The sequence below is a fragment of the Amycolatopsis sp. NPDC004747 genome, assembly GCF_053601335.1.
Genome location: NZ_JBSGBQ010000009.1, coordinates 114,712 through 138,606, shown reverse-complemented (window position 1 = coordinate 138,606; position 23,895 = coordinate 114,712). Strand labels below are relative to the sequence as shown.

At 70.9% G+C, this 23,895-nt stretch carries 25 protein-coding genes; 13 read left to right on the top strand and 12 right to left on the bottom strand.

The features are described 5' to 3' along the window. Positions 1 to 6: 6 nt before the first annotated feature. Genes ACWEGE_RS16550 through ACWEGE_RS16535 form a run of 4 tightly spaced genes read right to left on the bottom strand, consistent with a single transcriptional unit; the run spans position 7 to position 3,521 of the window. The gene (locus ACWEGE_RS16550) at positions 7 to 357 is read right to left on the bottom strand and encodes a VOC family protein (protein ID WP_449661302.1); all 351 of its coding nucleotides are present in this window, start codon (positions 355 to 357) and stop codon (positions 7 to 9) included. 25 nt (positions 358 to 382) lie between these two features. Further along, on the bottom strand, positions 383 to 1,594 hold the full coding sequence (locus ACWEGE_RS16545) for a cytochrome P450 (protein WP_449661301.1): 1,212 nt from the start codon (positions 1,592 to 1,594) through the stop codon (positions 383 to 385). Continuing rightward, positions 1,591 to 2,079 carry a hypothetical protein gene (locus tag ACWEGE_RS16540; protein WP_449661300.1) on the bottom strand — a complete coding sequence of 163 codons (489 nt, stop codon included), beginning with the start codon at positions 2,077 to 2,079 and terminating at the stop codon, positions 1,591 to 1,593. The genes ACWEGE_RS16545 and ACWEGE_RS16540 overlap by 4 nt, the downstream gene beginning before the upstream one ends. Then, entirely contained in the window at positions 2,076 to 3,521 is a 1,446-nt protein-coding gene (locus ACWEGE_RS16535; RefSeq protein ID WP_449661299.1) for a phenylacetate--CoA ligase family protein, read from the bottom strand. The genes ACWEGE_RS16540 and ACWEGE_RS16535 overlap by 4 nt, the downstream gene beginning before the upstream one ends. 543 nt (positions 3,522 to 4,064) lie before the next feature. Here ACWEGE_RS16535 and msrB point away from each other — a divergent pair. Beyond that, the gene (msrB, locus tag ACWEGE_RS16530; RefSeq protein WP_449661298.1) at positions 4,065 to 4,526 is read left to right on the top strand and encodes a peptide-methionine (R)-S-oxide reductase MsrB; all 462 of its coding nucleotides are present in this window, start codon (positions 4,065 to 4,067) and stop codon (positions 4,524 to 4,526) included. Between the two features lie 54 nt (positions 4,527 to 4,580). After that, a complete protein-coding gene (locus ACWEGE_RS16525) occupies positions 4,581 to 5,141 on the top strand; it encodes an MOSC domain-containing protein (RefSeq protein WP_449661297.1) in 561 nt (186 codons plus the stop codon). Between the two features lie 144 nt (positions 5,142 to 5,285). Here ACWEGE_RS16525 and ACWEGE_RS16520 read toward each other — a convergent pair whose 3' ends face one another. Next, positions 5,286 to 5,444 (bottom strand): ferritin-like domain-containing protein, encoded by a 159-nt coding sequence (locus ACWEGE_RS16520; protein ID WP_449661296.1) that lies wholly within the window; start codon positions 5,442 to 5,444, stop codon positions 5,286 to 5,288. A gap of 96 nt (positions 5,445 to 5,540) precedes the next feature. On the opposite strand from ACWEGE_RS16520, the gene ACWEGE_RS16515 reads away from it, so the two are divergent. From ACWEGE_RS16515 to ACWEGE_RS16500, 4 genes are all read left to right on the top strand, one after another. Then, positions 5,541 to 5,981 (top strand): MarR family winged helix-turn-helix transcriptional regulator, encoded by a 441-nt coding sequence (locus tag ACWEGE_RS16515; RefSeq protein WP_449661295.1) that lies wholly within the window; start codon positions 5,541 to 5,543, stop codon positions 5,979 to 5,981. A 64-nt stretch (positions 5,982 to 6,045) separates the two neighbouring features. Then, positions 6,046 to 6,900, top strand: a complete 855-nt coding sequence (locus ACWEGE_RS16510) for an SDR family NAD(P)-dependent oxidoreductase (protein WP_449661294.1) — start codon at positions 6,046 to 6,048, stop codon at positions 6,898 to 6,900. 74 nt (positions 6,901 to 6,974) lie between these two features. Next, positions 6,975 to 7,961 (top strand): MBL fold metallo-hydrolase, encoded by a 987-nt coding sequence (locus tag ACWEGE_RS16505; RefSeq protein WP_449661293.1) that lies wholly within the window; start codon positions 6,975 to 6,977, stop codon positions 7,959 to 7,961. Positions 7,962 to 8,002: 41 nt separating this feature from the next. Next, entirely contained in the window at positions 8,003 to 8,656 is a 654-nt protein-coding gene (locus ACWEGE_RS16500; protein WP_449661292.1) for a hypothetical protein, read from the top strand. A gap of 11 nt (positions 8,657 to 8,667) precedes the next feature. Here ACWEGE_RS16500 and ACWEGE_RS16495 read toward each other — a convergent pair whose 3' ends face one another. Beyond that, positions 8,668 to 9,522, bottom strand: coding sequence for an SDR family oxidoreductase (locus tag ACWEGE_RS16495; RefSeq protein ID WP_449661291.1), 855 nt, complete (start codon positions 9,520 to 9,522; stop codon positions 8,668 to 8,670). 101 nt (positions 9,523 to 9,623) lie between these two features. Between ACWEGE_RS16495 and ACWEGE_RS16490 the strand changes: the two genes are divergently transcribed. Further along, positions 9,624 to 10,460, top strand: coding sequence for a helix-turn-helix transcriptional regulator (locus ACWEGE_RS16490; RefSeq protein ID WP_449661290.1), 837 nt, complete (start codon positions 9,624 to 9,626; stop codon positions 10,458 to 10,460). A gap of 16 nt (positions 10,461 to 10,476) precedes the next feature. Here ACWEGE_RS16490 and ACWEGE_RS16485 read toward each other — a convergent pair whose 3' ends face one another. From ACWEGE_RS16485 to ACWEGE_RS16475, 3 genes are all read right to left on the bottom strand, one after another. After that, positions 10,477 to 11,451, bottom strand: coding sequence for a DUF4034 domain-containing protein (locus tag ACWEGE_RS16485; RefSeq protein WP_449661289.1), 975 nt, complete (start codon positions 11,449 to 11,451; stop codon positions 10,477 to 10,479). A gap of 110 nt (positions 11,452 to 11,561) precedes the next feature. Next, positions 11,562 to 12,155, bottom strand: coding sequence for a DUF4190 domain-containing protein (locus tag ACWEGE_RS16480; RefSeq protein WP_449661288.1), 594 nt, complete (start codon positions 12,153 to 12,155; stop codon positions 11,562 to 11,564). Positions 12,156 to 12,306: 151 nt separating this feature from the next. Beyond that, positions 12,307 to 13,209 carry an endo-beta-N-acetylglucosaminidase H gene (locus tag ACWEGE_RS16475; protein WP_449661287.1) on the bottom strand — a complete coding sequence of 301 codons (903 nt, stop codon included), beginning with the start codon at positions 13,207 to 13,209 and terminating at the stop codon, positions 12,307 to 12,309. A gap of 270 nt (positions 13,210 to 13,479) precedes the next feature. Between ACWEGE_RS16475 and ACWEGE_RS16470 the strand changes: the two genes are divergently transcribed. Next, complete coding sequence (locus tag ACWEGE_RS16470; protein WP_449661286.1) at positions 13,480 to 15,453, top strand: NPCBM/NEW2 domain-containing protein; 1,974 nt, start codon at positions 13,480 to 13,482, stop codon at positions 15,451 to 15,453. Positions 15,454 to 15,529: 76 nt separating this feature from the next. Here ACWEGE_RS16470 and ACWEGE_RS16465 read toward each other — a convergent pair whose 3' ends face one another. Beyond that, entirely contained in the window at positions 15,530 to 15,826 is a 297-nt protein-coding gene (locus ACWEGE_RS16465) for a hypothetical protein (protein ID WP_449661285.1), read from the bottom strand. 11 nt (positions 15,827 to 15,837) lie between these two features. On the opposite strand from ACWEGE_RS16465, the gene ACWEGE_RS16460 reads away from it, so the two are divergent. The 5 genes from ACWEGE_RS16460 to ACWEGE_RS16440 all read left to right on the top strand — a co-directional run bounded on the left by ACWEGE_RS16460 (position 15,838) and on the right by ACWEGE_RS16440 (position 20,920). Further along, positions 15,838 to 16,590 (top strand): alpha/beta hydrolase fold domain-containing protein, encoded by a 753-nt coding sequence (locus tag ACWEGE_RS16460; RefSeq protein WP_449661284.1) that lies wholly within the window; start codon positions 15,838 to 15,840, stop codon positions 16,588 to 16,590. A 78-nt stretch (positions 16,591 to 16,668) separates the two neighbouring features. Next, on the top strand, positions 16,669 to 17,154 hold the full coding sequence (locus ACWEGE_RS16455) for a MarR family winged helix-turn-helix transcriptional regulator (protein ID WP_449661283.1): 486 nt from the start codon (positions 16,669 to 16,671) through the stop codon (positions 17,152 to 17,154). Positions 17,155 to 17,413: 259 nt separating this feature from the next. Further along, on the top strand, positions 17,414 to 18,970 hold the full coding sequence (locus ACWEGE_RS16450) for an alpha/beta fold hydrolase (protein ID WP_449661282.1): 1,557 nt from the start codon (positions 17,414 to 17,416) through the stop codon (positions 18,968 to 18,970). A gap of 118 nt (positions 18,971 to 19,088) precedes the next feature. Next, positions 19,089 to 20,249: a sensor histidine kinase gene (locus tag ACWEGE_RS16445; RefSeq protein WP_449661281.1), complete on the top strand. Its 1,161-nt coding sequence runs from the start codon at positions 19,089 to 19,091 to the stop codon at positions 20,247 to 20,249. Beyond that, positions 20,246 to 20,920: a response regulator gene (locus ACWEGE_RS16440; protein WP_449661280.1), complete on the top strand. Its 675-nt coding sequence runs from the start codon at positions 20,246 to 20,248 to the stop codon at positions 20,918 to 20,920. Before ACWEGE_RS16445 ends, ACWEGE_RS16440 begins: the two co-directional genes overlap by 4 nt. Positions 20,921 to 21,027: 107 nt before the next feature. Here ACWEGE_RS16440 and ACWEGE_RS16435 read toward each other — a convergent pair whose 3' ends face one another. Then, positions 21,028 to 22,197, bottom strand: coding sequence for a lipase family protein (locus tag ACWEGE_RS16435; protein WP_449661279.1), 1,170 nt, complete (start codon positions 22,195 to 22,197; stop codon positions 21,028 to 21,030). Positions 22,198 to 22,223: 26 nt separating this feature from the next. Further along, positions 22,224 to 23,786 carry a GMC oxidoreductase gene (locus ACWEGE_RS16430; RefSeq protein ID WP_449661278.1) on the bottom strand — a complete coding sequence of 521 codons (1,563 nt, stop codon included), beginning with the start codon at positions 23,784 to 23,786 and terminating at the stop codon, positions 22,224 to 22,226. Positions 23,787 to 23,895 lie beyond the last annotated feature (109 nt).

Sequence of the window (23,895 nt, the reverse complement as noted above, 5' to 3'; positions counted from 1 at the left end):
CACCGCTCAGCCGTTCGGGACGGCGATGTATTCGAAGACGGCACCATCCGGATGCCTGGCCACCAGCCGTTCCCCGTTGGGCCCGGCCGACGGGCCCTCGATGATCTCGCCACCGGCCTGTTCGATTTCCCGGACGACGGGGGCGACGTCGAACACGAGGATGGTCGCGGTCCGGTCGGTGTAGCCCTCGGCGCCGTCCGCCGCCAGCAGCAGGAACGGGCCGACACTGGCCAGTTCCACGGGCCCGTGACCGAACTTCTGCACCTGTTCGGCGCCGGAAAGCGCCTGGTAGAGCGGGATGGCCTGGTCCAGGTCGTCCACCACGACCCTCGCCAGCACCTTCGCGATGTTGGGCACTGCTGCTCCTGTCGTCGTGGACGCGCTACCAGGTGACCGGCAGCGAATGGACGCCGTAGGTCACGTTGGACCGGCGGTAGGACACTTCGTCGAAGCCGATCGCCAGCCTCAGCGACGGGAACCGCTTCAGCAGGGCGGGAAACGCGACGTGCATCTCCATCCTGGCGAGCGGCAGGCCTACGCAGTGGTGGATGCCGTACCCGTAGGCGAGGTGGGTCCGTGGCGGCCGGTCGAAGTCCAGCTCGTCCGGGCGCTCGAACCTGGCCGGGTCGCGGTTCGCCGAGGGCAGCGACACGAGCACCTGCTCGCCGCGGCGGATCCACGTCCCGTTCACCAGCACGTCGTCGGTGGCCGTGCGGATCTCGCCGTGGTGCGGGATGCAGACGTACCGGACCAGCTCGTCCACTGCGGACCCGACGATCGCCGGGTCGTCGCGGAGCCGGGCGAGCCGCGCGGGGTGGCGCAGCAGCGCCAACGTGCCGATGCCGAGCATGTTGGCGGTGGTCTCGTGGCCGGCGACCAGCAGCAGGTTGCCGATCCCCACGAGCTCTTCGTCGGTCACTTCCGAGCCATACCGCCGAATCACCCTGCCCAGCAGGTTGTCGCCGGGATCGGCTCTGGTGGCCACCACGTGCGCGCGCATCCCGGCGCGCAGCGCGTCCCGCGCCGGGATCAGCGTCTCGAGACCGGACATCACGTCGGTCATGATCCTGGTCAAGCCGGCGAAGTCGAACCCGTCCGCGTCCAGGCCGAGCAGTTCGCAGATGAGCATCGAAGGCACGGGAAGGGCGAACAGGCCGACCAGGTCGACCGGCGGCCCGGCGGCGGCCATCGCGTCGAGCCGCTCCTCGACGATCTCGGTGAAGCGCGGCCGCAGGGCGCGGACGCGCTGTTCGGTGAACTCGCCCGCGATCATCTGCCGGAGCCGGGTGTGCTCCGGCGGGTCGCACTCGATGAACGTCCCCGGCTGCTGCGACCGCAGCTCGTCGGCCAGCGTCCGGTCCTCCGGCTCCGGGAGCACGATCCCCAGCGGAGTCAGCTCACTGCTGAACCGGGCGTCGCCGAGCACCTGGCGAGCGTCGTCGAACCGGGTGATGAGCCAGACCTCGTCGCCGCCGTTGATCGACACCCGGGACACCGGCCGCGTGGCGCGGAGCTCGGCGAATTCGGGATCCGGGTCGAACGGGCAGTCCGCGGCACGCCGGTACGGCAGCGGCAGGGTGTCGGCCGCGGTCACGGGAGGTCCTTCCCGGCGCCGGCTTCGGGCACCTGCACGGTCCAGTGGCAGCTGCGCTCGCCCAGCTCGTGCGCCACCGTGACGCCGAGCTTGTCCGCCGTCCGGTGATGCAGGTCGACGCAGTACTCACACGGGCGCCGCAGGGTCAGCTCGACGCCCTGTGCCTGCGCGCGCTCGCGGTAGTCGTAGATACCGCAGCGGCGGACGGCGAGTGACGTGCGGTGCGGCTCGTCGGTGCGGACCGTGTCGGAGCCGTAGACGTCGAGCATGGTGGCCAGCCCGGTCAGCAGGTCACGGGCGCGGTCGGCCGGGTCTTCGATGCGGTTGAGCATGGCCGCGGAGTTGATGGTGGCCACGTGCGCGGTCCACGCGGGCAGGCCGTCGGCACCGAGGTACTTCTCGATCGCCGCCTGCGTCCGGAAGTAGACGCCCAGGACGAACTGGGCTTTCTCCGCATCGGTCATGGCGGGTTCGGGTGCGCTCATCGGAGTCCTTCTGTCAGGGCGGAGGCCGGCCGCAAGCCGGTGGTGGCTTCGATCTCGGCGAGGGAAACGCGGACGACTTCCGCGATGGGCGGAGGCAGCCGGTCGGTCATCGCGGGGTCGTCCAGGTCGACCAGCCGGGAGAGCTTCCAGCCGAGGTACGAACCGAGGGAAGCCAGCGGCGGCAGCGCCGGGACCGTCCGCACGGAAAGGTGGCGGCCGTCGAACAGGGCGGCCAGCCGCCGTCGTACCGCGTCGAGGCCGGGTGCCTCCGGTTCGCGATCGGTGGTGAGCAGGCACACGACATCGGAGCCGCGGAGCACGAGCATGTAGTTGAGGACGGTGAAGTGCCCTGCTTCGACGCTGTTTTCGGCCCACAGCACCGATTCCACGTCCTGCTGGCGGACACCGTCACCGCCGAGGCGCATGACGTCCTGCACGCGCCCCAGTGTCCGCACCACCGGGAGGGCCACCCCGCACGGGCAGGGCGTCCCGCTCACCTCGACCAGGTCGCCGGTCCGGTAGCGCAGCAGGGGACGTGCGCGCAGGTCGAGACAGGTGACCACCAGCTCGCCTTGGTCGTCGTGATCGCCGTGGACCGGCCGGATCCCACCGGCGTCGGCCAGCTCGAACAGGTAGCTCTGCACCTGGAGGTGCAGCCTGCCCCGCTCACAGGTGGCGGCGGTCGTGCCCGTCTCCGACGAGCCGAAGCTGCCCACGAAGGCTTTCGCCCCGGTCAGCCGCTCCAGGTGCCGCAACAGCGCCGGGCCGGCCTGCTCGGCCATGAGCAGCAGCCGGCGGAACCGGGGCAGCGGCTCGCCGTGGCGGTACGCGAAATGCAGCATCTCCAGCAGCCGCGAAGGGGAACCCACATAGGTGCTGATCGAGAGTTCGCGCAGCAACCGGAGGATCCGGGTGTAGTCGCCGGTGACGTTGTCGACCCACAAGCGGACCGAGAGCACGCCCAGGTACTCCATCACCTTTTCGAACTGGTACCCGGCCGGCGCGAAGGGGCCGTTGATCAGGACCAGCGCGGAGTCCGCCGGGGTGAGCACCCGGCCCCACATCTCGCCGATGTTGATCGTGTTCGCGGTGAGGTCGTCCAGCGCCTTGGGCGCGGCCACCGGGTCGCCGGTGGTTCCCGAGGATTCGTAGTAGTGCAGGAACTCGCCGACCGGGCGGGTGAAGACCGCACTCGAGCCGGACCGGAACTCCGCCTGACCGAGGACGGCGAGTTCGGCCAGCACCTTCTCGACGAAGGCGGCCGGCTCGTCGGCCCGCGCCCGCGCCACGGTTTCTTCGTCGCGCCAACCGGCGAGCACGCTCCCGTACTGCCGGGAATCCGCGGCGGCGACGAGCGTCCGGACGAGTTTGCCCGCGTGCAGGGCCGGAAGGTCCTCTTCGCCCGCGTGGACCCGGCGGACAGCCGCGATCTGACGGTCCACGAAATCCGCGTAGCCGGCGCGCACTTTCCCGTCACTGAACAGCAAAAGAACTCCATTTGTCACCGACGGAAACGCGCAACCCATTGCCGTTTCCCGAGTCTTTCGAATACGTGCACGTCATTGTCGAGCAGTTGGCACGTCCAGAAAAAAGCTGCACCCAACCCAAGATGAACTCCACTTGCGCGGATATTGCACTGTATCGCCGGTCGCGGCCGCGACGCACCGGAAAGGACCGGCGACCGACCAGGACTGCCCGTTTTTCTCGCCGGCTTGCCCGTCCGGACTTCGGCGCGCAACACCCCGTGTCGCGGGCCACAGGTGCAGGTCGGGGGCACTGCTCGTCAGTACCCGCAGGTCAGCGTTGGTCAACGCAGCCTCGGCGGTCAGTGGCCAGGACCCAATCCTTACGGAAGAAGAACGCGCCCGCGCCGCCCGCCGTCCTGCGGAATAGCCCGGGTGTGCCGAACGTCTGTACAGCTGCACGTCCAGGTGCGTTTCACCTGGTGCCCCAGCTTCGCGCCGCAAGGCGGGGAAGGGAGAGCTGTGCCTCAGCAGGCCGAGTACCACAAGAATCCGGAAGCGGTGTCGCGGCTGGATCCGGAGCAGTACCGCGTGACCCAGCAGGACGGCACGGAACGTCCGTTCGCGAACGCGTACTGGGACAACCACGAGCCGGGCATCTACGTCGACGTCGTGTCCGGCGAGCCGCTGTTCGCGTCGGTCGACAAGTACGACAGCCGGTCCGGGTGGCCGAGCTTCACCAAGCCGATCGTCAAGGCGAACGTCGTCGAGCGGGAAGACTTCAGCCACGGGATGATCCGGGCGGAGGTCCGCTCCCTGCACGGGGACAGCCACCTCGGCCACGTCTTCGACGACGGCCCGCTCGACAAGGGCGGGATGCGCTACTGCATCAACTCCGCGTCGTTGCGGTTCATCCACCTCGACGACCTGGAGGGCGCGGGCTACGGCGACTACCGCACCCTGTTCACCGGCGACCGCCGGTGAAAGACGCCGGCGCGCGAACTCCGGGTTCGCGCGCCGGCCCGATAGAGGAGAGCAATGCCAGACCCGTCCGACACGGTCCCGGTGGAGATCGTCGCGCTGCTGGTCTCCTCCGCACACGCCTTCGAAGGCCGTCCCGCGGACGGCCCGCGCCCCGATCCGGAACCCGGCGAGCGCGACGAGGTGACCGTGCGCGCCGGGCTCGGGCTCGTCGGTGACCGGTACTTCAACCAGCCCGCCCACCGCCGGGCCGCCGTCACCCTCTTCGCCGCCGAATCACTCGACGTTCTCGCGCGGGACCTCGACCTCGCCGCCGTGCCGGACCCGCACCTGCCGCGACGCAACATCGTCGTGCGAGGGTTCCCCGTCGACGAGCTGGCCGCGCCGCGCGGCGGGACCGGAGCTGTCTTCGGCCTCGACTCCGGAGCGAGCGAAGTCCGGTTCCAGGTCTACCGCCCAGCCCACCCGTGCGCCTGGATGGACGCGGTACTGGCACCCGGCGCGTTCCGCGCGCTCCGCGGACACGGCGGCGTCCGCTGCACTCCGCTCGACGACGGAATCCTGCGGGTCGGTCCGGCAACGCTCACCGTGGTCCGCTCCCCCGCGGGCGTGACGTAGCTCCCACCGCGGCGGCCCCGTTGCGCCGCCCATCACGTGAAGGCGCGATCCTCGGGCGGCCTGTGCTTCAGTTCCGCCGCTCGGGTGGCACGTACTCGAACGTCGGGCCCGCGGTCGTCTTCCCGTCGCCGGTGGGCATCTTCATCAGCGCCAGTGCCTGCTCGCGTCGGCGAGGACCGTGCCCACGACCTGGGTGGCTTCGGGGTTGCGCGCCGGGTCCAGCGAGTACAGCGCGCACAGGTACGGCGGGATCGTCGAGTGCTCGATTGGGAAGACCTCCTCGGCCGAACGGGTACACCGCAAGGACGGGACAGCCGCGCGGTTTGTGACCACCAAGGCTGAGTCATCCGTCCGTGCGGTCCCGTTGACAAGATTTGATGTATATACAACAGTAGCGGCATGAGCAGTTCCTCCATCGAGGAGATCGCGAACGACTGCCTGGCCGTGCGCGCCCGGCTGATCAGCCGCGCCCTCACGAGCCTCTACGACGGCGCCCTCGGTGGCCACGGTGTGACGATCGCCCAGGTCAACCTGCTGGCCGCGCTGGGCAGGGTTGGCCCGTGTCCACCGTCGAAGCTGGGCGAGGTGCTGCAACTGGAGAGGTCCACGGTCAGCCGGAACATGAACCTCCTGCTGAACCACGGCTGGATCGAGGCCGTCTCGTCCGACGCGAAAGGGATCCGGGAGGTGGCGCTCACCCGCGCCGGCCGAGCCAAGATCGAGTCCGTGATGCCGCAGTGGCGGCAGGCTCAGCAGCAGGCCACGCAGCTGCTCGGAGCGACCGGCGTGAACGCCGTCCAGGCGATTGCGAGCAACATCGGATACCCGCCCGGCACGTAGAAAGCACGGTCGGCGCGACCGTGTTCGAACGACCGCTTGTTGTATATACATCAAGGAGGATGGTTTGAGTACTCACTTCGCGGACAAGGTCGTACTGGTGACGGGGGCCTCGCGAGGAATCGGCAGGGCCGTCGCACTGGCGTTCGCCCGGGAAGGAGCGCGGCTGGTTCTCGCGGCCCGGTCGGCCGAGCACCTCGCCCTGGTGGCGAAGGAGGTCCGCCAACTCGGCTCGGAAGCGGTGCCGGTCCCGACAGATGTCACCGACCCCGACGCCGTGACCGCCCTGGTCGCCACCGCGATCACGCGGTTCGGCCGGATCGACGTGCTGGTGAACAACGCGGGCACAGGCAAGGTCGGCGCGATCGGCTCGACGGACTTCGCCGACAACGTCGGGCACACACTGCGCGCGAGCCTGTTCGGGGCGATCGACGTGACGCAACGCGTCCTCCCGGTGTTCCGGCGGCAGCGGTCGGGCGCGATCGTCAACATGTCGTCGGTGATGGGCCGCAAAGCCTTCGCCCGCTTCGGCTCGTACGCGATCGTGATGCACGCGGTCTCCGCGTTCTCGGACAGCCTTCGCCAAGAGGTGGCCGGCAGCGGCATCCAGGTCTCGGTGATCCACCCCGCCCTCACCGCGACCGACCTGCTGAGGGACGCGGCGGAAGCCGAGATGCCTCCCCCGTTCCGGCACATGACCCCGCTGGCGGCCGACGACGTGGCCCGCGCCGTGGTCACCGCGGTCCGGCGCGGGAAACGACGCGTCGTGTTGCCGCGAACGGCCAACATGCTGCTGCTCGGCGAGGCGGTGTCACCACGCATCGGCGACCTGATCGCCACCGCGCTGACCCGGCGGCCCATCGCCCGGGCGCTCGGGCTGAGCCGGGGAAAGACCTACCACGAAACGATCCTGAGCCGATGAGGACGCAGGTGATCGGCGCCTGATCCCCTTCGCCGAGGCCGCGCTGCCGTTATCACCCAATCCGGAGGATCACCGTGTCCGAACCCTTCGCCACCAGAACCGACATCGACGGCCTGCGCATCGCCGCCGGCTGGCCGAACCCCTCACCACGGGTGCTGCTCGTGCTGATGAACCAGCTGCTCGCCGCCCGCCGGTACGACGAGGCACACGAGTTCTTCGGCAAGCTCGTCCTGGAGCACCCGGACCAGGCCCTGCCGCAGGCCGTCCTCGGGGTGGTGCTGTCCAAGATGGACGGACGACTCGACGAGGCGCCGGCGGCGCTCGACGCGGCCGTCGCCAAGCAGATCGGCCTGCCGAACTACCTGCGCGGTATCGTCCGCGCCCAGGCCGGCCTCACCACCGGCATCGCCGACCTCGAACTGGTGGTCGCGCTGCCCGACCGGTTCCCCTCCGGGCTACGCCGCTCCGCCTACCACGGCTTGGCCGTGTTGTACGCGGCGGCCGGGCGGGACGACGACGCTGCGCGCGCCCGGGACAAGGTCGGCACCGACCGGCACCCGGCGCTGCTGGCCGCCGACTACTGGGTCACCGACGACGCCGGCTTCCGGTTCGTCCCGCCACGCCTCGTCGAGGTCGCCGCGGGCGTGCACGTCGCCCAGGGCTACGACTTCTCCGACATCGCGTTCGTCCAGACCGGCACCGGCGTGATCGCCGTCGACGCGGGTGGCACTCCGGGCGGCGCCGCCGCCGCGCTCGCCGCCTACCGCGCCGTCACCACCGATCCCGTCACCCACGTGCTCATCACCCACGGGCACTGGGACCACGTGGGCGGCTTGTCCGCGTTGCGCGGACCGGACACCCGGGTCGTGGCCCGGTCCGACATCCGGCACCGGGACGGCGTTCGCCCGCCCTGGCCGCGATTCCTGCCCGCCGGCGAGACTCCGCGTGGCCTGGACGGTGCGCCCGACCAGCTGATCGACGCGCCGACCACGTTGCGCATCGGCGACCTGGACGTCGAGCTGATTCCGGTCACCGGCGGGAAACCGCGGACGCACTGCTGATCCACCTTCCGGCCCGGGGCGTGCTGTTCGCCGGTGACATCATGATGCCCTACCTGGGTGCACCGTTCTTCGGCGAAGGTTCTCCGGCAGGCTTGATCGAGGGGATGCGGGCGGTGGAACGGCTCGCACCGGAAGTGGTGATCCACGGGCACCCGCCGCTGACCGACAACTTCACCGCCGCCACCATCCCCCACGTGCGCGCCGCAATCGAGTCGCTACTGGACACCGTGCACGCCGACCTGCGTGACTGGCACACCCTCGGCCGGCTCCTGCGCCGCAACCACCTGCCCGAACTGCTGCGCGACCACCCCGACGCCGTGCTGCCCTACCTGCTCGTGCGGGAGGGCCTGATCAAACGGGCGCACCGGCAGTACACCGGGAACTGGCAGCCTGACGGCGAGGGCGTGGAGCACATCTTCCCCGAGGAATGGGCGCTGGCGCTGGACCTGCTGGCCGCCGGTGACCCGGGCCGGCACGCTCAGGTGGTCCGCGAGCTGCTCGACCGTGACCACCTGCCAGTCGCCCTGCGCCTGGTCGACCACGCGCTGCTGCGCCACGCCGGCCACCCGGCGTTGTCCGCGCTGCGCCAGGAAACCCTGGAGCGGTTGGTCGAGCGCAATCGCGACACCGGCCCGTTCCCGTTCATCCTCTACTCCGGACTGAGCGGCATCGAACTGCCGGCACCTCGGCTCTGACCCAGGTCGGATCACAGACCCATCGCGCCACGCACCATCCGGTCCAGCAAGCGATCCGAGACGAGATGGGTGAGCCGGGTCATCACCGCGGCGTCCCGGCCGACCGGGTAGCGGGTGCGGGGCTTGCGCACCCGGATCGCTTTCGAAACCGCGTCGGCGACGACACTCGCGTCGAGGCCGTCCGCGTCCCAGGACTGCGTGGTCGCCCGGAAGGCTTTCATGAGTCCCGCGTAGCGGGTGCGCTGCTCCGGAGTCATGGCCTCGACCAGCCGGTCCGCCGTCGCTCCCCCGCGCTCGGTCAGCTTCGTGCGCACCGCTCCCGGGACGATCACCGCGACCGAGACACCGAACGGCTCCACCTCGCGCCGCAACGCGTCGCTGATGGCCTCCATGGCGAATTTCGCGCCCGAGTACGCGCCGAAGCCCGGCATCGCGACCTTCCCACCGGTGGACCCGATGTTGACGACCCGCCCCTTGCTCCGCAGGAGTGCGGGCATGACCGCCTGGATGACCGCCACCTGACCGAACACGGAGACGTCGAACTGCCGGCGCCAGTCGGCCGGCGGCAGGGTTTCGACCGGGGCGTTCACCGCGATCCCGGCGTTGTTGACCACGGCGCGCAACGGCCGCCCGGCACCGCGGACCCGCTCGCCGAGCACGGCCACCTGGTCCACATCGGTGATGTCGAGCAACACCGGCTCGATGCGCTCGGCCTTCACCTCCGCGGCGGCGGTCTCGGTCCGGACCCCGGCGAGGACATGGAAGCCGTCGGCGGCCAGCCGCAGTGCGGTGGCCCGGCCGATGCCGGTGCTTGCACCGGTGACGACCACGAGCTCGGACGGGGTGCGGGGGTTCGTCGCATTCATGGGTCCACCGTGCGCCGCTCCCCCACGCGGCAGACAGCCACGGCATGTCCTGGTAACGGCAGTACCACCCGCGCCGGTTGCGCTGCTCGCACAATGGACGCATGGAGGAACTCGGCCGGGCCCTGCGGACGTGGCGCGATCGCCTCGAGCCCGCGAGCGTGGGTATCCCGCACCGGGCGCCTCGGCGTGCCCCGGGGCTGCGTCGCGAGGAACTGGCCGTGCTCGCGGGAATCTCGATCGAATACGTCGTGCGCCTCGAGCAGGGGCGCGCCGCGAAACCGTCCGCGCAGGTCTGCGCGGCGCTCGGCCGCGCCCTCCAGCTGTCCGACCCGGAGCAGTCCCACCTCCTGCGCCTGGCCGGGCACGCGGCCGACCCCCACCGCGTCCCCCGGCTGATCCCCGGCAGCGTCCGCCGGCTGCTGGAGCGGCTCGACGGCCACCCGCTCGCGGTCTACGACGCAACCTGGCAGCTGCTGCACTGGAACCCGCTGTTCGCCGCGACCTTCGGCGATCCCACGACGATCGGCGAGGAGCACCGCAACCTGCTGCTCATGCAGTTCGAAGACATGCCGAACCCCGTCCGGTTCGGCCCGGCGGAACGGGCCGCGTTCGAGGAGTCGATCGTGGCCGACCTGCGCGCGACGACCAGCCGCTACCCGGCCGATCCGGACCTCAAGGCGTTGATCACCCGGCTGCAGCGCGCACCGCGCTTCCGCGAGCTGTGGTCGGCCGCAGCGGTCGCCGAGCACCAGAGCGGGCACAAGGTGATCGACCACCCGGAGGTCGGCCCGGTCGAACTGGACTCCGACGTTCTCACCACCCAGGGCTCGAACCTGCGGGTCGTCGTCTACACACCCCGGCCGGGCACCGACGCCCGGGACAAGCTCGACCTCCTCGCGGCGGTGGGCACGCAGAACCTGGCCCCCGGCCGCGGCTGACCGGTGCCGGGGACCTTCAGTTTGCTTTCCGGCACGTCAGCGCGCGCAGGGCCGCGAACTGCTTCACCGGGTCCGCGCCGCGCCGGACGTCGGTGGTGAAGTTCCAGACGTACCCGTCAGCGTGGCCGCCGAGCTTCCGGAACTGCGCGACGGCTTCGTCGTGGCGGCCAGTGTGGTGCAGCGCGTAGATGGCGTATGCGCGGTCTGCCCTGGTCGCGGGGTGCTGGGCGCCTGCGCCGTCCAGCCAGGGCAAAGCCGCGTCGAGAGCGTCCTGGACATAGCGGCTCCGCCAGATCGGATTGCCCTCCAGCGCCATCTCGAACGCCGCCCGCAGCGGCAGCGGCGTCAGCGACGGCGCAAGAGCCGCAGCCCCGGCCGCGAAGTCGAGCAGCCGCTCTTCGGTGCCGTGCCACTTCGGGCACCAGTAGCTCAAGGCGCGGTCATGCCCCGGCCGATGGGTGGGCGCGCGGACGATCAGACCCGACCAGATGCCGTCGAAAGGCTGGTATCGAATCCCGAGCCCCATCGCGACGGTGACCAGGGTCGCCCACGGCGTCGGATCCGCTTCGGCAAGTTCAGCTGCCTTCCAGGCGGTCTCCTGAGCGTATTCCAGAAACTGGAAGAACGGCCCCAGCTGCCGGCGGCTGGTGTACCGGGCCCCCGCGGCGCCCCGCCGCTGCCAAGCCAGCGCGACGAACGTCTGCGCCTGCACGACGGTGGCATCCGGATCGCCCTCCAGCTCGGCGAGCCAATCCCGCAGCCATTGCCGTTCGGTGGTGGCGACGGTGGCGAGGGCGTCGACAACAGCGGTACGCCGGTCCCAGTCACCGTGCCGGGCCGCGACCAGACCGGCGGCAGGGCGCCAATCACCGGCGAGGGCCGCAGCGACGGCGGCGGCCAGCTCGGAATCGGCGTAGTCCGGGTCGGCCGTGAGTTCGGCGTCGGGAACCATCCCCCGAGCGGCCGGCCCCGGACCGGGCAGCAGGCGCATGACGAAACCCCCTCGGTGACGGACTGCCGATTCTCCCCGAACACCTCGTGCGAGCGGTCGGCGGGATAATCGATCGACGGGGTCCGACGCGGCGGCGGACGGCTCGCGGTTCAGGGCTGGTAGGTGCAGATGGCGCCGATGCTGTTGTGCTGTTCGACGACGACCTTGCCGTCGACGGTGATCTTGCAGGTGTTGTCCTTGCTGCCCAGCTTGAACTCGACCGGAGTGGCGCTGACCGAGGTGAACGCCAGGTCCTCCATCGTCAGGGTCTGGCTCCAGGTCTTGCCCTTCTCCAGCACGTCCTGGGAGTTCGTGGTGAACCCGCTGCTCCACTGCAGGTTCGACTTCGCCGCCGTCGTGACCTCCAGGACCACGGTGTGCTTGGCCGCTGCCGCCGCGGTCGGCGCTGCCGCGGCGGGCTGCGACCCGACGTCCGCGACGGCCGGCGGCGCGGCGGCGGTCGGCAGGCCGTTCGCGGCGTCGTTGACGACCTTGCCGAAGGCCACCGTCCAGATCACGCAGATCACCAGCCCGATCGCCGACAGCACGACAGCGGTGATGGCGAGCCCCTTGTTGCTCGCCTGGCCCCGGTTGGCACGCAACGTCCCGACGATGCCGAAGACCAAGCCGAGGATCGTCAGCGGCCACGCGACGATCCCGATGATCGGGATGAACGCGAAGATCAGACCGATCGAACGTGCCACGCCATGAGGCAGCCGTCGCGTTCCGGACCACGCATGCAACAGCTCCCATCAGAGCAAGCGGCACGACGCGTGGACCGCCGGCGCAGGCGGCCTCGACGACCGACCCGGCCCACAGGCCGCGAACCAGTTGGTCAGCGCCCGGCAACCGAGGCTAGAGCTTGTACACGGCGTCCTTGCCGTACAGCGGTTTGGTGAAGCTGGAGATGTAGGCATGCGAGTCGCCGGCGCCGAGGTTGTAGGTCAGGTACACGCCATATCCCTCGTTCACGGTTCGCTGAGCGAGGCTGGCGGCAGTACTGGTGGACGTCGCCGCGATCTGGACCGCCGCGGGGGAAAGCCCGGATTTGGGGAGGGCGATGTTCGGTACGCCCCAGGTGCCGTAGTACGGGTTCCAGGCGTAGTTGAACTTCGAGGTGATGTCGGTGCCGCCGTAGGACAACCTCGATGCCGCCGGGCCGATGTTGTACAGCGAGATCAGCTTGGTGGGCATCGCCGCGCGCAGGGCCGTGACGAGGTGGACGAAGGAACTGGCGTTGGGCTGGCCGGTGCCGTTGTTGCCGTACTCGGCGTATTCGTCGTCGAAGTCGATGCCGTCGAGGCCGTACTTGGTCACGGTGTCGGACAGCTGTTTGGCGAAGGCCGCGGCCGCTTGCTGGGACGGGAAGTTGGCGAACCCGGCACCCTGGTGGTTGCCGAGGATCGACAACATGACCTTGATGCCCTTGGCCTGCAACGGGCGGACCTGGGTGCTCACGTTGTCGAGGACGCTCTGCACGTTCGGGTTGAAGTACAGGTACGCCGACTTCGTCGCCGTGTCGTAGTTGATGTTGGCGGCGAAGATGACGCCGACGTCGAACACGTTGCCGCCGTCCTGGGCGAGTGCGTACTTGCCCACGTTCAGCATGCTGTTGTTGTTCACCTCGACGTAGGCCACGGTGATCGGCCCGGTCTTGCGCGGCGCGGCGGACGTGCTCGCCGCACTCGTGCCTGTCGTCATGGCCGCCAAGAGGGCGGCGCCTGCCAGCAACGCGGTGATCCGGCCAAGCTTGACCACGGTAGACCAACTCCTGACAAGTGGTTTGAACCATTGTCCATGTAGGTGCTTTTCCGGCACCTTGTCAAGAGAGGTGATCAAGCAACGCGCCCGGTACCTCGATCGGCCCACGCCGTTCGTCGGGCTCGGGCCGACACGGCGCGCCAACCGCCACCGGCCGCCACCGGAGGCACGGACGGATTACCTACTAACGGACGTAGACGCCCGCCCGCCCGGTCGTGTTGATTGTTGAGTGAGTCTGCGCAAAGTTGCGCACTCCTGGAGGTACTCGTGCGTCGTCTTGTTGGAATTGCCGTCGCGATAGCCGCCTGCACCTCGGTGGTCACGGTCGCCGAAGCCGTCCCCGCCGCCGCCGCGGAACCGGGTTACTTCGCTGCCCAGCGCGTCGGCGAACGGCCGCCGATGGGCTGGAACAGCTGGAACAGGTTCGGCTGCGACATCAACGAGGACCTCATCCGCGGTGCCGCCGACACACTGGTGTCGTCCGGCATGAAGGACGCGGGCTACCAGTACGTCAACATCGACGACTGCTGGGCGGAACAGAATCGCACAGCCGAGGGCAAGCTCGAACCCAGCCACGAACGCTTCCCCCACGGCATCAAGACCCTCGCCGACTACGTCCACGGGCTCGGCCTGAAGCTCGGCATCTACACCAGCGCCGGCACACAGACCTGCCAGAAGACCATGCCCGGCGCGCTCGACCACGAGGAAGCGGACGCGCAGTCCTTCTCCGACTGGGGCGTCGACTACCTCAAGTACGACAACTGCAACAACCAGGGCCGTCCCGCGATCGAGCGCTACACGAAGATGGGCGACGCGATCAAGAAGACCGGCCGCCCGATGATCTACGCCCTCTGCGAATGGGGCGAGAACAAGCCGTGGACCTGGGGGCGGGACGCCGGCGCGCAGCTGTGGCGCACCACCGGCGACATCAGCGACAACTGGGGCAGCATGACCGGCATCCTCGACCAGCAGGTCGGCCTGGAAGAGTTCGCGGGCCCCGGCGGCTGGAACGACCCGGACATGCTCGAAGTCGGCAACGGCGGCATGACCGACACCGAATACCGGTCGCACTTCGCGCTGTGGGCGCTCCTGAACGCGCCGCTGCTGGCCGGGAACGACCTGCCCGCGATGTCGCCCGCCACCAAGGCGATCCTCGAGAACAAGGACGTCATCGCACTGGACCAGGACTGGGCCGGCACCCAGGGCCACAAGCTCCGCGACGACGGCGACACCGAAGTCTGGACGAAGCCGATGTCCGATGGATCGGCCGCGGTGGTGCTCTTCAACCGCGGGCCGGCGAGCACGACCATCGGCACCACGGCGGCGGAACTCGGTCTCGACGGCCACACCTTCCGCGTCCGCGACCTCTGGACCGGCACGGAAACCGAAACCGCGGGCACCCTCCGCGACACCGTCGCGTCCCACGACTCGTCCGTCTTCCGGGTCTGGCCGTCGACGCACCCGTCGGCCGCGCCGATGACGACGCTGGCCCTGCCGGCGCCGGACTACGTGCCCGCCGACCGCCCGCTGACCACCACCCTCCAGGTCACCAACGACGGCAGCACGCCGCTCACCCAGCTCCGGGCCACCGTCGCGACGCCCGTCGGCTGGCAGCTCGACGGCCCCGGCACGTTCACGGTTCCGGCCGTACCCCCGGGAACGGCGTGGCAGCAGCAGGTCACGTTCAAGCCGGTGGCGCCCAGTGGCGAGCGCGTCAGGCTGGCCGCCAAAGCCGACTACTCCACCGCGTGGGGCAAGCGCGCCTTGGGCGCGGAGGGCACGTCACCGCTCGTCTCCCGCCCGCCGTCCGGCACGACGGCGTTGTCGAAGGCCCCGTGGCTGTCGGCCGACAACGGCTGGGGCCCGGCCGAACGCGGCACGAGCAACGGCGAGAGCCGGCCCGGTGACGGCCACCGGATCACCATCGCCGGGGTCGGCTACGACGACGGCATCGGCGCCCACGCCCCATCGAGCGTGCGGGTCTACGTCGGCGCGTCCTGCACGTCCGTGGGCGCACTGGTCGGGATGGACGACGAGAATTCCGGCGGCAGCGTGGCGTTCCGCATCCTCGGTGACGGCAAGGAACTCGCCGCGACGGGCGTCATGCACCCCGGCGACAAGGCACAGGCGCTGTCCGCGCAGCTGACCGGCGTCCAGGTGCTGGAACTGGTGGTGACCGACGCCGGCGACGGCAACACCAACGACCACGCCGACTGGGCGAACGCCACGATCACCTGCTGAGAACGGGCAGCCGCAACCGTCCTTGCCCAGCCTCCACCCCCGAGCACTCCGGGGACCGTTGTCTTGCGCTCGGCCTCTACGGCGTGACGGCGTGGATGCCGGCCAAGACGACGGCGACGATCTCGGACAACAGCATCAAGAAGTCGACCAGGTCGCGGCGGAGGTCGCCGGAGTCGCAGGTGCACTTCGTCGACGCAAACGGCGTGGCCGTCGGCCGGTTGGCCGCCGACATCGGCGATTCGCCCGACGACATCGAGATCGCCCGCGAAGACCTGTCCGGGATCCTTGCCGACGCGCTGCCCGAGGTCGTGGACCTGCGCCTGAGCGAGCCGGTGAACTCGATCGCCGAGCGCGACGACCGGGTGAACGTCAAGTTCGCTTCCGGTGCTTCGGAAAGCTTCGACCTCGTCCTCGGCGGTGCGGCGGCTCGTGTTCGGTCCGGAGCGGGACTGGATCCGGCATCTCGGTCTTTACGTCGCCATCGCCGACATGCCCGGCGAGACGTCCCCGGCGACCATTGCCTACGGCCCCGAACCGTCGCAGGTCGGGGAGCTGTACCTGCCGGAAGGCGACGGCCGGTTCCCCGTCGTGGCGGTCTTCCACAGCGGCTACTGGTCGGCCATGTGGGACCGCCGCCAGATCACCGACGTCGTCGACGACCTCGTCGGGCGCGGCGACGCGGTGTGGAACGTCGAGTACCGCCGGGTCGGCGAGCCCGGCGGCGGCTGGCCGGGCACTTTTCTCGACGTCGCCGCGGCGGTCGATGCCCTGGACGGCATGGACCCGGCGCTCGACACCGGGCGCGTGGTGCTGCTCGGCCACTCCGCGGGCGGGCACCTGGCCACCTGGGCGGCTCATCGCGGTGTCCTGCCGCCCGAGGCTCCCGGCGCCCACCCGAAGGTCACGCCGGTCGGCGTGGCCGAGCCGGCCGGCGCGCTCGACCTGCGCGCGGCGGACGCGGCGGGCTTCGGGAAGGTGCTGGCCGATCCGGAAGCCGAACCGCCGAAGGACGCGCCGGAGCCGGCCCGCCCCGATGTGTGGCCCGCGGTTGCGGACGCCGTCGTCCACCCGGACCACCCGGTCTGGCCGGAGCTCACCGGCTGGCTCCACCGGATCGTCACCGGTCAGGAGGGGTGAACCGGCGCGCGTTCTTCACCGGCGCACCCGCTTCGCATCGATACGCTGTCGGCGGCAAGCGGAAACGAGGAGCGGCGGATGGTCACCCGGGCGGAACGCAACGCGACGGATCCCGACCTGGGTGTCCTCGCCGGCCGGCTGCTGTTCGCCGTGCAGCGGGAGCTGTTCGCGACGCTCGCCGAGCGGGGCTTCGCCGACCTGAAGCCCCGCCACGGCGCGGTGCTGGCCTACCTCGACCCGGACGGTGTCCGGGCGACCGACCTGTCGAAGCTCTCCGGCCAGCACAAGCAGAACATCGGCATCCTCATCGACGAGCTGGAGTCACTCGGCTACGTCGAGCGGCTCCCCGATCCGAGCGACCGGCGAGCGAAGCTCATCCGCCCCACCGAGCGCGGCCTCACCCAGATGCGCACGGCCGACGAGATCATGGCCACCATCCAGCAGCGCCACGCCGAACGCCTCGGAGACGACGAATACCAGCGGTTCAAGCGCAGGCTCATCGATATCACCGAGCACCAGCGCGCCCAAGCGCCCGCCCCGGCCGGGACGAGCGCCCGGACTTGAGGTCTGCCCCGCAGCCGGGCCGGCGCCGGCCCGGCTGGGACGAAATGCGCTCCGGAACGCCCTCGCGGCACCGGCCGGCCCGCTCGGAACTCGATCGGGACGTCGGCCCGGCGGACGGTTGTCCCTCGCGCGAGCTACCGCAGCTGCTTACTCCGGGGTGACTTTTCCACCGTCCCCTTCCCGCTACCTTCGGCGCCGTCGATACGACCGGCGGACCGGAAACACCCGCCGGGGCCGGAAAATCGGAGGGGAAGCAGAGATGATCACGACAGGCAGGTCCGGGCGACCGGGCCACCGGTTCGCCGCGGCGCTGGCGGTCACCACACTGGCCGTTCTCGGGCTGACCGCCTGCGACAGCGCGGACGACGAAGGCACCCCGGCGGCCGCGGCCCTCGACTGGGGACCGTGCCCGGCCGCGGCGCCGGGCGCACCGCGGGATCCCCGGCTCACCTGCACGAAGGTGAAGGTGCCGCTCGACTACGGCCACCCCGGCGGAACGTCGATCGAAATCGCCGTCTCCCGGCTGGCCGGCACGGACCCCGCGAAGCGCCACGGCGTCCTGGTGCTGAACCCCGGCGGGCCGGCGCTGGCCGGTCTCGACACGCCCAGTGCGATGGCGCCGTCACTGCCGAAGTCCGTCCTGGACGGCTACGACCTGATCGGCTTCGACCCGCGCGGCGTCGGCACCAGCACCCCGCAGAGCTGCGGCCTCCAAAACCCCAGCTTGGCCGGGCTCTTCCCGTTCCCCGCCGCCGACGGCTCGATCGACGCGAACATCCAAGCCGCCCGCGCCACCGCCCAGCAGTGCGCCGCCAAGGCCGGGGAGAACCTGCGGTACTTCACCACCGCCAACACCGCCCGCGACCTCGACCGCATCCGCGAAGCGCTCGGCGAGGCGAAGGTCTCCTACTGGGGTCAGTCCTACGGCACCTACCTCGGCACCGTCTACAGCTCGCTGTACCCCGAGCGGACCGACCGCATGATCCTCGAAGGCAACGTCGACCCCGCGCACGTCTGGGCCGGGGAAGCCGAGCGCTGGGGCAAGGGCATGGCCGAACGCTTCCCCGACGCGGCCGCCGTCGCCGCCGGGCAGAACGCCACCCTCGGACTCGGCGCCACGCCCGACGCGGTCACCCGCACTTTCCTCGCGCTCGCCGACCGGCTCGACCACCGGCCGGCGCCGGTCCCGGGCTCCCCGCAGGCATTGAGCGGGGCACTGCTGCGCAGCGTCACCTACGCGCTGCTCCTCCACAACAACACGCTGCCGGTGCTCGCGCAGGTGTGGAAGGCCGCGGCCGACCTGGCCGACGGGCACGTCACCGAAGCCGACGGCAAGGTGCTGCAGCAGGTGTTCGCCGACACGCCGGGCACCCCGGGCGTGCCCGCGGACAACCAGGCGACCATGTTCCTGGCCCTCACCTGCGGTGACGCGGAGTGGTCCCGCAACACCGACGACTACGCCCGCCGGAGCGCCGCCGACCGCAAGGCGTGGCCCCTGACCGCCGGCATGCCGGCGAACATCTGGCCGTGCGCCTTCTGGCCACAGCCGATCGAAAAGCCCGTCGCCGTGAGGGATCAGGGCGCGCGCACCACGCTGATCCTGCAGAACCGCCGCGACAACGCCACCCCGTGGGACGCCGGCCTCGGTCTGCGCCGTGTCCTGGGCAACCGCGCCGCCTTCGTCGGCGTCGACAACGGCGGTCACTACGTCTTCCACGAAGGCTCGGCGTGCGCCGACAACGCAACCGTCGGTTTCCTGGAATCCGGCCGGTTGCCGGAAAAGGACATCGACTGCACCGATGTCACAAAGAACTGATCGGAACCGGTCCGGCTGAACGGATCGGTGCGGGCGGCCCTCCCACTCGGCAGGCCGCCCGCCTTCTTGTTCCCGCCGCGGCGCCCGGGGCCGGCCCGGCCTCGCTAGGCTCCCCGCCATGCCGAAGCTGCGACGTCTGCGGGACCGCTGGGCGGACGTCACCCCGCGGGTCCGGGACGCGGCACTCGCAGCGGCCGTCACGGTTGCCGCGTTCGTACCGGGCCTCGACATGATCGGCGCCCAGTTCGGCGACCTGCCGAGGCACGACGGCGGGGTGCTCGCGGTCGCGCTGGTGCTCGGGCTGACGCTCCCGCTCGCGGTGCGCAGCCGGTGGCCGGCGGCGACCCTCCTGATCATCGCAACCTGCTTCGCCGCACACGAAGTCCTCGCGTATGCCCCCACGATCGGCAGTCTCGCGCTGTACTTCGCGCTCTATTCGGCCGGAGCGCGCGAAGAACGGTTCCGCCGGGCGCTGCCCGCGGTGTTGTCGGCGGAGTATGTGGCCTTCGCGGTACTGGCCGTCTTGCGCGGATCCCCGTCGAGTCCGCTGGTTTTCCTCGTCTACTACGGAGTTCTGGTCCCGTTCTGGCTGCTGGGTGCCCTGGTGCGGCAACGACGGCGCCAAGAGGCCGAGCGGCGGCGGCTCACCGCGCTGGCCGCGGCGGCGGACGAGCGGGCACGGCTGGCTCGCGAGCTGCACGACGTCGTCACCCACCACGTGACGGCCATGGTGGTCCAGGCCGACGCCGCCCAGTACCTCCCACCCGCCGGATTTCCCGAGGTGCTCAAGGCCATCACCGGCTCGGGCCGCAATGCCCTCACCGAACTGCGGTTCCTGCTCGGCGTCCTCGAAGCGACCGGCGCGCGCACACCGGGGCTGAGCGCGCTGCGCGGCCTCGTCGAGCAGCCGGGCCGGACCGTCGAACTGGTCGAGGAAGGCGAACGCCCGGCGTTGCCACCCGAAACCGAACTCACCGCGTACCGGGTCGTGCAGGAAGCGCTGACCAATGCGGCCAAGTACGCCGCCGGCCACCCCGCGACGGTGCACGTCGGCTATCGCGCGGACCTCCTCGAAATCGAGGTGAGCACCCAGGGGCCGGCGACCGCTCCCGGGGCACTCGGCTCCGGCGGACGCGGGCTGACCGGGCTGCGCGACCGGGTGGACGCGCTCGGCGGCCGGTTCACCGCCGGGCCGTCGGCGGACGGGTTCCGCGTCCGCGCCGAGTTCCCCACCGCAGGAATTCCCGCCGCGGCGGTCCGACCGGGGAGCGCCCGATGACCGACGCCCCGATCCGGGTGCTGATCTGCGAAGACCAGCAGCTCATCCGCGCCGGGTACGTGGCCGTGCTCGGCGCCCAGCCGGACCTGGAAGTGGTGGGCCAGGCCGCGAACGGCCACGAGGCACTCACCGAAATCGGCAGGCTGCGCCCGGACGTCGTCGTGATGGACATCCAGATGCCGCTGCTGGACGGGATCGAGGTGACCCGCCGCGTCGCCGGCGTCGGCGCGCCGACGCCGGCGAAGGTCCTCATCGTCACGACGTTCAACGTCGATCAGTACGTCTACGACGCACTGCGAGCCGGGGCGAGCGGATTCCTGCTCAAAGACGCGCCGCTGGACGAGCTCGCCGCGGGCGTGCGCACGGTCGCACGCGGCGAGTCGCTGCTCTCCCCCGCCGTGACCCGGACGCTGATCGGCCGCTACGCCGACCGCATCCAGCCGGTCGCGCCCGCCGGCGGTCCCCTGGACCGGCTCGCACCCCGGGAGCTGGAGGTGCTGAAACTGATCGCCGGCGGCCTGTCCAACGCCGAGATCGCGGCCGAGCTGGTGCTGGGTGTGGAGACGGTGAAGACCTACGTCTCGCGGATTCTCACCAAGCTCGACCTGCGGGACCGGGTCCAAGCCGTGGTGCTGGCGTACCGGAGCGGGCTCGTCAGCGCCGCGGGGTGAGAGGTCCAGGGCAGGCCGATCCGCAGCCACCGGCAGCCCCTCGGCGAGGGTCCCGGCCTCGGTCGGCTTGCGCCCGGCATCGGCGAACCTCGCGTCGACGAAATCGCTCAACAGCCGGACCGTGCGGGCCTGCCCGCGAACCGGTCACCGAGGTAGTTCACGACGTCGCCCGCGGAGAACGCCAGCGTCGTCACGTGCTCGCCGACGTAGGTGCCCCACGTGACGTCCACGCCGGCCGCGCAGTACTCGCGCCGCAGCGTCTGTGCCTGCGACAGCGGGATGATCTCGTCGAGGCTGCCGTGGAACAGGAAGACCGGCGCGCGCGGCGGGCGGGCACCCAGCTCGTTCTCCGCCAGCCGGGCCTGCCACTTCGCCGTCGTGAGCGGGTTCGACGTCGTGTAGTCGGCGATGTGCCCGAAGGCGTACCCGAAGACCGCGTCGACGCACGCGTCCCGCTGCGTCTCGTACAGCGTGCGGCCACGGTCGTTGAGGTAGGCGGGCAGGTCCAGCTCGGGGTACGCCGCGTCCAGGCCCAGCGCCGCGAACAGCAGGAAGCCGAACCCGGCACTGCCGTCGAGGTTCTTCGCCACGACGTTCAGGTCCGCCGGCGTCCCGCCGGCCGTGATGCCCGCGACGTCGAGTTCCGGCGCGTACGACGGCGCCAGCTCACCCGCCCACGCCGCTCCGCCGCCGCCTTGGGAGTAGCCGGAGAACGCGACCGGCCCGCCCGCGGTCAGGCCCGCGACCGGGAGCCGGGTGGCCGCGCGGGCCGCGTCGATGACGGCGTGGCCCTCCGAGCGGCCGACCACGTAGGTGTGCGTGCCCGGCGTGCCGAGCCCCTCGTAGTCGGTGATCGCGACGGCCCAGCCGCGGCTCAGCATCGCGTCGACGAACAGCGGTTTCTCGTAGTCCGGCTGGAACTTCGACGGCGCGCAGCGGTCGCCGAGGCCGCGGGTGCCGCCGGCCACCGAGACGATCGGGCGGGGGCCGGCGCCGGTCCACGGCGCCGCCGGCACCAGGACCCGGCCCGACACCGCGATCGGGGTGTCCGTCGCGGACCGCGACCGGTACAGCACCAGATACCCCCTGGCGCCGCCGGAGTCCGGGAGCGGCCGCCACCGGACGACGTCGCCGTCCGCACCCGGTGGCAGCGGGCTCGGCGGCGTGTAGAAAGCGTCGCCGTCGGGGCCGCGCGGCGGATCGGCGGCCGCGCTCACCGGCCCGGCCGTGGTGACCAGCAGGACGACGGCCGACAGGACCGTCCACAAGCGACGCATGAGAACTCCTCGTTGAGTTCGGCGGTTCAGAAGACGCGGTCGACGTCTTCGGCGATCAGGTGGTCCAGGGCTCGTTCGGCGAGCGCGGCGATGGTCATCGACGGATTGCAGGCGGCGGTCGTCCCGGGCATCAGCGCACCGTCGAGGACGTAGAGGCCGCGGTGCCCGAGCACGCGGCCTTCGAGGTCGCAGACCGCGCCCATCGCGGCGCCGCCGAGCGGGTGCCAGGTGCTGGGCACGACGGCGGTGGTGTCGAGCAGCACGCCGAGCGGACCGGCGACGCGGGAGATGCGCTCGTGGATGCGGGCGCTCAGCTTCGCGTCGGCGCCGGACGGCCAGTGCAGCACGGCGTCGTCCTTCGCCGCGTCGTAGACGAACCGGCCGCGCCCCGCGCTGATCCCGTACCCGACGAGCATCGTGGTCCGCAGGTCCGGCAGCGGCGGCAGCGACGCCTGGATGACGGTGTTGGCCGTCGCGGGGTCGGCCCACTCCTTGCTGCCGTAGACGACCGGACCGCCCTGCGGCACGCCGAAGTCGTCGGCGAGGTTCGTCCACGTGTAGATGCGATCGCCGTTGGAGCCCCAGCCGCTGCCGAGCGCGTCGGGCAGGTCGGGGAGGTCGCCCTTCGCGCCCGCCCGCATCAGCAGCCGCGTCGTGTTCGCGGTACCGGCCGCCATGACCAGTGCCTTCGCCGTGAGGACCTTCTTCTCGAGCACGGTCCCGGAGGTGTCGATGCGATCGACGCGGATCTCCCAGCGGCCGTCCTTCGCGAGCGCGACGTCGGTGACGTTGTGCAGGGTCGCGACAGTGCAGCGGCCGGTGGCTTCGGCGGCGGCGAGGTAGGTGACGTCGACCGAGTGCTTGCCGCCGTTGTTGACGCCGAGCGCGCAGTCGCCGTTGGTGTAGGAGGGTTTCATCTCGCCGTTCAGTTCGCGCAGGGCATAGTCCCAGTCGATCGGCATCGGGATCTTCTCGACCGCGTAGCCGGCGTTGCGCGCGTTGCGGGCGAAGATCCGGGACGCCTGGTACGGCTTGCTCGCGATGACGGCGTCCGGCGCGGTCGCGATGCCGAGCATGGCGGCGACCCGCGGGTAGTACTCGGCGTCCAGCCGCGCGTAGTCGAGCTGCTCGGGGAAGCAGGCGTGGAACAGCTCGGCGGTCGGCTGCAGCGTCATGCCCTGGTAGACCAGCGAACCGCCGCCCACGCCCGCGGCGCACATCATGCTCATGCCCTGGCCGCTCACCTGCTCCAGCAGCCCGGTGTAGCGCTCGAACGGCGGCAGCGACGGCAGGCCCGGCAGCGCGGGCGCGGAGCCGAGCCAGAAGATCCGCTTGTCGGGTGACGTCGTGGGGTGCGGGAACGTCTCGGCGTTCGGGCCGGTCGGCCAGCGCCGGCCACGTTCGAGCACCAGCACCGGCACCCCGGCCTGCGCCAGCCGCAGCGCCGTGACCCCGCCGCCGAACCCGGAGCCGATGACGACGACCCGGTGCTCCTCCCGGGTGATCGGCACCCGGGCCACGCCGAGCGCTACGACGCCGGCGACGGCAGCCGCGCCCCGCAGGACGGTTCGGCGGTTCAGGCTGCGCATGGGCGGCTCCTTCGGCGACGGTGACTGTCGGTGAATGTAGGAACCCGAACCGAGAGATGGAACGGATTGCCGGTCTCACTACTCGCGAGTAATATCCGCGACCATGTGC

Bases quoted from the DNA above. Each gene is read 5' to 3' on its own strand.
- ACWEGE_RS16495 (WP_449661291.1), bottom strand. From the start codon at position 9,522: ATGAATGCGACGAACCCCCGCACCCCGTCCGAGCTCGTGGTCGTCACC.
- ACWEGE_RS16450 (WP_449661282.1), top strand. From the start codon at position 17,414: ATGATCACGACAGGCAGGTCCGGGCGACCGGGCCACCGGTTCGCCGCG.
- ACWEGE_RS16455 (WP_449661283.1), top strand. From the start codon at position 16,669: ATGGTCACCCGGGCGGAACGCAACGCGACGGATCCCGACCTGGGTGTC.
- ACWEGE_RS16515 (WP_449661295.1), top strand. From the start codon at position 5,541: ATGAGCAGTTCCTCCATCGAGGAGATCGCGAACGACTGCCTGGCCGTG.
- ACWEGE_RS16490 (WP_449661290.1), top strand. From the start codon at position 9,624: ATGGAGGAACTCGGCCGGGCCCTGCGGACGTGGCGCGATCGCCTCGAG.
- ACWEGE_RS16430 (WP_449661278.1), bottom strand. From the start codon at position 23,786: ATGCGCAGCCTGAACCGCCGAACCGTCCTGCGGGGCGCGGCTGCCGTC.
- ACWEGE_RS16540 (WP_449661300.1), bottom strand. From the start codon at position 2,079: ATGAGCGCACCCGAACCCGCCATGACCGATGCGGAGAAAGCCCAGTTC.
- ACWEGE_RS16435 (WP_449661279.1), bottom strand. From the start codon at position 22,197: ATGCGTCGCTTGTGGACGGTCCTGTCGGCCGTCGTCCTGCTGGTCACC.
- ACWEGE_RS16500 (WP_449661292.1), top strand. From the start codon at position 8,003: ATGATGCCCTACCTGGGTGCACCGTTCTTCGGCGAAGGTTCTCCGGCA.
- ACWEGE_RS16440 (WP_449661280.1), top strand. From the start codon at position 20,246: ATGACCGACGCCCCGATCCGGGTGCTGATCTGCGAAGACCAGCAGCTC.
- ACWEGE_RS16525 (WP_449661297.1), top strand. From the start codon at position 4,581: ATGCCAGACCCGTCCGACACGGTCCCGGTGGAGATCGTCGCGCTGCTG.
- ACWEGE_RS16485 (WP_449661289.1), bottom strand. From the start codon at position 11,451: ATGCGCCTGCTGCCCGGTCCGGGGCCGGCCGCTCGGGGGATGGTTCCC.
- ACWEGE_RS16445 (WP_449661281.1), top strand. From the start codon at position 19,089: ATGCCGAAGCTGCGACGTCTGCGGGACCGCTGGGCGGACGTCACCCCG.